At 43.5% G+C, this 8199-nt stretch carries 6 protein-coding genes; 3 read left to right on the forward strand and 3 right to left on the reverse strand.

Annotated elements, in window-relative coordinates; translation table 11 throughout:
* Window positions 1–28 precede the first annotated feature (28 nt).
* Window positions 29–3919, reverse strand: a complete 3891-nt coding sequence (gene purL / locus PSH54_RS18645; protein ID WP_273606816.1) for a phosphoribosylformylglycinamidine synthase — start codon at window positions 3917–3919, stop codon at window positions 29–31.
* Window positions 3920–4130: 211 nt separating this feature from the next.
* On the opposite strand from purL, the gene mltF reads away from it, so the two are divergent.
* Both mltF and PSH54_RS18655 read left to right on the forward strand, forming a co-directional pair.
* Window positions 4131–5639 (forward strand): membrane-bound lytic murein transglycosylase MltF, encoded by a 1509-nt coding sequence (gene mltF, locus PSH54_RS18650; protein WP_273606817.1) that lies wholly within the window; start codon window positions 4131–4133, stop codon window positions 5637–5639.
* Between the two features lie 246 nt (window positions 5640–5885).
* A complete protein-coding gene (locus PSH54_RS18655; protein WP_004588576.1) occupies window positions 5886–6050 on the forward strand; it encodes a hypothetical protein in 165 nt (54 codons plus the stop codon).
* Here PSH54_RS18655 and tadA read toward each other — a convergent pair.
* On the reverse strand, window positions 6047–6550 hold the full coding sequence (gene tadA / locus PSH54_RS18660; RefSeq protein WP_004588577.1) for a tRNA adenosine(34) deaminase TadA: 504 nt from the start codon (window positions 6548–6550) through the stop codon (window positions 6047–6049). The two genes, PSH54_RS18655 and tadA, sit on opposite strands and share 4 nt — an antisense overlap.
* A gap of 178 nt (window positions 6551–6728) precedes the next feature.
* Here tadA and PSH54_RS18665 point away from each other — a divergent pair, with 178 nt between their 5' ends.
* Window positions 6729–8033, forward strand: coding sequence for an inosine/guanosine kinase (locus PSH54_RS18665; RefSeq protein WP_273606818.1), 1305 nt, complete (start codon window positions 6729–6731; stop codon window positions 8031–8033).
* A 34-nt stretch (window positions 8034–8067) separates the two neighbouring features.
* On the opposite strand, the gene PSH54_RS18670 is transcribed toward PSH54_RS18665, so the two are convergent.
* Window positions 8068–8199, reverse strand: a 132-nt coding sequence (locus PSH54_RS18670; RefSeq protein ID WP_273606820.1) for a glutaminase, incomplete at its 5' end; no start/stop codon positions are given.

Consider the following 8199-nt stretch of genomic DNA (forward strand, 5'->3'; position numbering starts at 1 on the left):
TTATGAATCTAACTTGTATATGTCGTTTTTAACCTACATTTTTACGTGCGTTGCGGAACATACGCATCCATGGGCTATCCTCTTTCCACTCATCTGGGTGCCACGAGTTAGCAACAGCGCGGAATACACGCTCAGGGTGCGGCATCATTACAGTGGCACGGCCATCAGTAGAGGTAATACCGGTAATACCCTCTGGTGAACCATTCGGGTTAGCCGGATATTGCGTTGTTGGATTACCATAGTTATCTACAAATTTAACCGCAACAGTGCCGCTTTCAAGCGCAGCTTTAGTGGCAGCATCGTTTGCAAACTCAGCATGGCCTTCACCATGAGATACAGCAATTGGCATACGCGACCCAGCCATTCCATTAAAGAACACAGACGGGTTTTCTTGTATTTCAACTAAGCTAAAGCGTGCTTCAAAACGCTCTGACTTATTTGTTACAAAACGAGGCCAATGCTCAGTACCCGGAATTAACTCTTTCAATGTTGATAACATTTGACAACCATTACACACACCTAAACTAAAGGTGTCTTCACGGTGGAAGAAGTTTTGGAACTGTTCGCGTGCCATATCGTTAAACAATATAGACTTAGCCCAGCCTTCACCGGCGCCTAATACGTCACCATAAGAGAAACCACCACATGCCACTAAGCCTTTAAATTGCTCAAGGGTTAAACGCCCTTCGAGGATATCGCTCATGTGTACATCAACAGCGGCAAAACCAGCACGGTTAAACGCAGCAGCCATTTCTAAATGCGAGTTAACGCCTTGCTCACGTAAAATAGCCATTTGCGGCTTAGCGCCCGTTGCAATGTACGGTGCGGCTATATCTTCGTTTAAGTCAAAGTTAAGTTTTACATTTAAGCCTGGATCTTTTGCATCAAACTTGGCATCAAACTCTTGCTTAGCACAATCAGGGTTATCACGACGTGCTTGCATTTGGTACGTTGTTTCGGCCCAAATAGTACGTAATTCAGTACGAGTATGATTAAGTACAGTTTGCTCACCACGGTTAAATACAATGCTATCGTCGCTATTAAGCGAGCCAATCACGTGGCTAATTGCAGCAACACCGTGCTGCTCAAATACAGCATTTACGGCATCTAAATCGCTGTTAGCAACTTGAATTACCGCGCCAAGCTCTTCGTTATAAAGGGCTTCTAGGTCTGTCCCGGTTAACCCAGCTAAATCAACAGTCACACCGGTGTGCCCAGCAAATGCCATTTCAGTTACAGTAGTAAATAAACCACCGTCTGAGCGGTCATGATAAGCAAGTAGCTTGCTATCAGTGACAAGTGCTTGCATGGCATTGTAAAAGCCTTTCAGTAGCTCAGGGCTGTCAACATCTGGAGTTACATCACCAAGCTGCTTGTAAACCTGTGCAAGGCTTGATGCGCCCAGTCGGTTTTTACCCGCGCCTAAGTCAACTAAAATAAGTGATGTATCGCCTTTATCTGTACGTAACTGCGGAGTCACTGTTTTACGCACGTCGTCAACACGACCAAAGGCAGTAATAATAAGTGATAACGGAGAAGTAACTGATTGCTCAGCACTATCATCCTCGTTTTTCCATGTCGTTTTCATCGACATAGAATCTTTACCTACAGGTATAGTTAAACCAAGCGCAGGACAAAGCTCTTCGCCTACCGCTTTTACAGCTTCGTAAAGGCCGGCGTCTTCACCAGGGTGACCTGCTGCAGCCATCCAATTAGCCGATAGCTTAATGTTCTCTAGGCTACCAATGTTGGCACAGGCAATATTGGTTAGTGACTCTGCCACGGCTAAACGCGCCGATGCACCGTAATTTAATAGTGCTGCCGGCGTGCGCTCACCCAGTGACATAGCTTCACCGTGGTAAGTGTCGTACGTTGCTGCGGTAACTGCACAGTTAGCCACAGGTACTTGCCAAGGGCCTACCATTTGATCCCGTGCTACTAAACCGGTAACCGAGCGATCGCCAATGGTAATTAAGAATGTTTTTTCTGCAATGGTAGGTAAGCGCAGTAAACGCTGAGCAGCCTCGGCTATATCAATCGACTCTGCATCAATTGCCTTACCGGTAACTTGCTTTGAAGTTACATCGCGATGCATTTTAGGTGCTTTACCTAATAATACATCAAGCGGCAAATCAACAGGGCTGTTATCAAAGTGGCTGTCGGCAACAGTTAAGTGGCGCTCTTCTGTGGCTTCACCTATTACTGCGTACTGCGCACGTTCGCGCTTACAAATGGCTTCAAAGCGATCAAAATCTTCAACAGCAACAGCCAGTACATAACGTTCTTGCGATTCGTTACACCAAATTTCGTGTGGAGCCATGCCCGGCTCATCGTTAGGAATATCACGTAGTTGGAATTTACCACCACGGCCACCATCATCTACAAGCTCAGGAAACGCATTAGATAAACCACCGGCGCCTACATCATGTATAAACGCAATTGGGTTTTCATCCCCTAGTTGCCAACACTTATCGATCACTTCTTGGCAACGGCGTTCCATTTCTGGGTTTTCACGCTGTACAGAAGCAAAATCTAAATCTTCGTTTGATTGGCCCGATGCCATGCTTGATGCTGCACCGCCGCCTAAGCCAATGTTCATTGCAGGGCCACCTAGTGCAATAAGTTTTGCACCGACTGGAATATCCCCTTTTTGAACATGATCAGCACGAATATTACCTAAACCACCGGCAAGCATAATAGGCTTGTGGTAACCACGCACCTCTTCACCATTGTGACTTGTTACTTTTTCTTCGTAGGTACGAAAGTAACCTAATAAGTTAGGACGTCCAAACTCATTATTAAATGCCGCGCCGCCTAAAGGGCCGTCCATCATAATATCAAGCGCATTTACGATACGGTTAGGTTTACCAAAGTCGCTTTCCCACGGTTGTTCGTAACCCGGAATACGTAAGTTAGAAACAGTAAAACCAACTAAACCCGCTTTTGGCTTAGAGCCGCGGCCTGTTGCGCCTTCATCGCGAATTTCACCACCTGAGCCTGTAGCCGCACCAGAAAATGGTGCTATAGCTGTTGGGTGGTTATGGGTTTCTACCTTCATTAAAATTTCTATGTCTTCTTGATGATACGCATATTCACCTTGCGCATTCGGGAAGAAACGGCCCGCTTTTGATCCCTTCATTACTGCTGCGTTATCTTTGTACGCCGACAGCACATTTTCAGGATTGTGCTCAAATGTATTTTTGATCATTTTAAACAGCGATTTAGGCTGCTCAATACCATCAATTGTCCAATCAGCATTAAATATTTTATGACGGCAATGCTCTGAGTTTGCTTGGGCAAACATAAATAGCTCTATGTCGTTAGGGTTACGGCCTAACTTTTTAAAGTTTTCTACTAAGTAGTCTATCTCGTCATCAGCAAGCGCAAAACCTTGTTCAACGTTTGCCGCAGCCAATGCTTCGCGCCCGCCACCTAAAATGTCAACTGATGACATTTCGCGAGGCGAATCATTGCGGAATAACTGCGCTGCAGAAGCAAGTTCGCTATGCGTTGCCTCAGTCATACGGTCGTGTAATAACGCCGTTACTTGAGCAAGCTGATCTGCACTTAGTTCACCTTCTACGTAATAAGCAATACCACGCTCAACACGGTGAACCTGTTTAAGGCCACAGTTATGCGCTATGTCGGTTGCTTTAGATGCCCATGGTGAAATGGTGCCAGGGCGAGGGGTAACTAAAATAAGTGTGCCAGCTGGGGTATGCTCGGCAATAGTTGGACCGTAAGTAAGTAGTTTTTCAAGCTTTGTTTGCTCATCAACACTCAAAGGCGAGGTTAAATCGGCAAAATGTGCATACTCGGCATATACATTGGTGACTGGAAGTTGCGATAGTTTGCAACGCGCTAAAATTTTATTAACTCTGAACTCTGAAAGTGCTGGTGCACCACGAAGGATCAACATAGATAATTTCATCCGGGGTTAGGGATTGAACGATATTTTAGGCGGGCATTATAGTCTATGTAGCACCGAGTTTTAACTCCAAATTGCGCTTTTCAGAAAATTAACTTTTTATTTATATAAACAGCAGCAAATTTACCAATAAAAGCTAAACGCTAAGTGACGCCATAGTGAAGTTTTGGTATAACGGGGTATGAGCTTTATGGGGCGGTTAATGTTGAAAGAAAAGCTAATAATTATCATCACTTTAGTTATGTTGTTGTGTGCGTGTAATATGCAGGAGCAACAAACTCAACTTGCCCAAATTAAAGCACAAAATAAAATACGTGTAGGTACCCTTGCCAGTGCCAGCAACTACTACCAAGCCGTGCAAGGCGAGCAAGGTTTTGAATACGAGCTATCTCAAGCTTTTGCCGACTACCTAGGTGTTGAACTAGAAATAGTACCGTTTTTTAATTTATCCGATATGTTTGAGCGCCTTGAAAGCGGCGATTTAGACTTAATAGCCTCAGGACTTACCTACAACAAAGTGCGTGCACAGCAATACCGCTATGGCCCCACTTACAGAACAATTAGCCAAAAGTTGGTTTATAAACAAGGTCGAGTTCGCCCACGTGAATTTGACGACCTTGATGGAAACTTTACAGTTATAGCCAAAAGTAGCCACTCTTTAACCTTACAAAAAATAAAAAAGAGTAACCCAGATTTAACTTGGCAAGAAACCGAAGAACTCGATGAAGAGGAGCTTTTACAAGCCGTTATCGATGGCGAAATAGATTACACCCTCGCCGACTCACACACGCTTTCGCTGTTTAGACGCTACCACCCAAATTTAAGTATTGGCTTTTCAGTTACCCGAAATGACCCCATAGCTTGGATCCTTAATAAATCACAAGATGATTCGCTTTATGCACTGCTAGTGCCCTTTTTTGGTGACGTAAAACAAAGTAACCAGCTGTATGTGCTCGAAGAAAAGTACTTTGGGCACGTACGCCAGTTTAACTACGTTAATACGCTTGCATACATAGAAGCTATAAAAGAAACACTCCCCACTTACAGGCCTTGGTTTGAGCAATATGCAGGTAGCCTTGACTGGCGCTTACTTGCTGCGCTTAGCTACCAAGAATCTATGTGGAACCCTCGCGCTAAATCGCCTACAGGTGTAAGAGGCATTATGATGCTGACACGCAGTACCGCTAAACAAGTGGGCGTAACAAATAGGTTAGAGCCAGAGCAAAACATCCGTGGCGGAGCTAAATACTTAGCTAAGCTCGTTAAACGCATCCCCGATAGAATCCCGCAGCCCGATAGAACTTGGCTTGCACTGGCAGCCTATAATGTAGGTTGGGGGCACGTTAACGACGCGCGCATTATTACCGAACAACAAGGGGCGAGCCCTGATAAATGGGCCGATGTTAAAAAGCGATTACCACTTTTAATCAAAAAACGTTATTACCGTAAAACCCGTTACGGCTATGCGCGTGGCGATGTTGCGGTAAAATATGTTGATAACATTCGCAGGTATTACGATGCACTTGTATGGCTTGATGAAAATAATGCCCTAGAGCCAGAACCTGAATCAGAACCTGAAGCACCTGAAGTTGAAAAAGCAGCTCAACCAAGCAAAGAGCGTATAAACAACGATAAAACCGAACCTACCCCTTCGCTTTCACCTGAAGAAAAAAGTAAGCAAGGTGAAAATAACACGCAGCAGTCTCAGTAAAGCGTTTATATTTACGTTTTTAAATGGGCTATTCAGGCCTGTGAAACATTAAAATGTGGGCATTAAACGATTCTTTCCTCGTTTTAACAGGCGCTAATTTCCCCTTCAGGCCTAACCACTCTAGTAACTAAATTAAAAATCTGTTTACTTGTCATGAAATGATCACTAATGTGTGTTTATAGTATATTTACCTGATTTTTAATATATATCTTGTGCCTTTCTCACTCTCACGCATTAGGAGAACACATGCTAAAACGTAGACGCACGCAAAAACTAAAACGCAATATTATTCATTCAACAGCCACCAGACGTCGTATTATGCTACGTAACTTACATAAAAAAATTATTTGGCGTCGTCGCATGTTTGCGATGCAGCAAATGATAGAAGTAGATTCAGATAAGGCTAACTAGTCACTAATTTGACGAGCTGCTTTTTTAGCCGCTTTAATTTGTTCTCGGCGTTGTTTAAAAAACGCCGAAATAGTACTCCCACAGGTTTGACCAAGCACCCCACCTAATACCTCTACCTGATGGTTCAGCCTCGGCTCTTGCAATAAGTTCATAATAGATCCAGCCGAGCCTGTTTTAGCATCAGGCGCACCGTACACAAGGCGCTTTATTCTGCTATGCACTAACAGCCCGGCACACATAGAGCATGGCTCTAACGTAACGTACAAAGTGCAATCAATTAAACGGTAATTATTTAAAGCTCTTCCTCCTTCACGAACTGCAATCATTTCAGCGTGCGCAGAGGGATCGTTATCAGTAATTGAACGATTATAACCTGCTGCAATAAGCGTGTTATCTTTCACAAGGACAGCTCCTACCGGAATTTCGCCCAATTGCTGCGCCTTATTGGCATAAACTAATGCCTGCTCCATCCAATACTCATCGCTTTTAAGATCGTTCATAGTGCTTACTTTAAATAAATTTTCTTTCGGTATTATATCAACTTGCCTGTTTAAAATGCGTAATTGATTAAATTATTGCAAAAATAAAACAAAATAATGTGGTTTATCGTGGCTCATAGAGTGTGATTTACGCTATAATCTCACGCTTTTTTTATTTAGCTCACAACACAGGTAGCAAATGAAATTTCCTGGACGCCGCAGACATAAACATTATTTTCCAGTGGAAGCTAAAGATCCACTTACTAATCAGCTAAACGCAACTGAGCGATTACAACGTAGCTATATTACGGGTATCGATCAGATCGTTGTTGATATTGAAGCCAAAGTCGATCAGGCTTTTTTAGACGAGTTTCAACTTCGCCGAGGAATGTCGCAAGTTATTGATAGCGATATTACTAACGCACTTTACGACCGTTTAAAACTAAACGACATGGTTGATTACGAATTTGCCGGTGGCACCATTGGTAACACAATGCATAACTACTCTGTACTTGCAGATGACCGTTCAGTATTGCTCGGTGTTATGAGTGAAAACATAAAAATTGGCAGCTATGCCTACCGCTTTTTATGTAACACATCAAGCCGCGTTGATTTAGACTATTTACAACCAGTAGATGGTCCTATTGGCCGTTGTTTTACCTTAATTGATGAAACAGGCGAGCGTACATTCGCAATTAGCGCCGGTTTAATGAATCACTTAAAGCCTGAGTCTATCGATAAACACTTAATTGAGCAGTCATCAGCACTTGTGATCAGCGCCTACCTAATGCGTACACAGGGTGATGAAACAATGACTGAAGCAACCATGCAAGCAGTTAAATACGCTAACGATGCAGGTGTACCGGTAGTTTTAACACTCGGCACTAAGTTTTTAATTGAGCAAGATCCAACCTGGTGGGCTAACTTTGTAAACGAGCATGTCGATATACTTGCCATGAACGAAGAAGAAGGGCTAGCAATTACTGGCTTTGAAGACCCATTATTAGCTGCAGACAAAGCACTTGACTGGGTAGACTTAGTTATTTGTACCGCTGGCGAAAAAGGCTTATTTATGGCCGGTTACGTTGATGAGAGCTTTAAACGTGCAACCGAGTACCCATTATTACCAGGTGCCATTGCCGATTTTAATCGCTATGAGTTTTCTCGTGCAATGAAAAAATCCGATTGCGAAAAACCGATAAAAGCGTATAGCCATACGGCGCCATTCATGGGTGGGCCTGATTCAATCAAAAACACCAATGGTGCTGGCGATTGTGCGTTGGCTGCCGTGTTACACGATTTATCAGCAAACGTTTATCATAAGTTAAATGTCGCTAACTCAGCAAAACACGAACAAAAGGCCATTACCTACTCTTCTCTTGCACAAATTAGTAAGTACGCTAACCGCGCAAGTTACGAGGTATTAGTACAGCACTCTCCACGTTTATCACGTGGGTTACCAGAGCGCGAAGACTGCCTAGAGCAAGTGTACTGGGATCAATAAATAGGGAACTGTGCGTGCTCCCTATTGCGGTATTTTAGAAAATCGAAATATCGAGCTTTTTAGATAGCAGCTCTAATGCTGCTATCCCCGCCACCGAGTTACCAAATTCATTAAGCCCTGGTGAATATACTGCCACTGTAAACTTACCCGGTAATACCGCTAATAT

This window comes from Pseudoalteromonas sp. Angola-30, assembly GCF_028599215.1.
Taxonomy (GTDB): Bacteria; Pseudomonadota; Gammaproteobacteria; order Enterobacterales; family Alteromonadaceae; genus Pseudoalteromonas; species Pseudoalteromonas atlantica.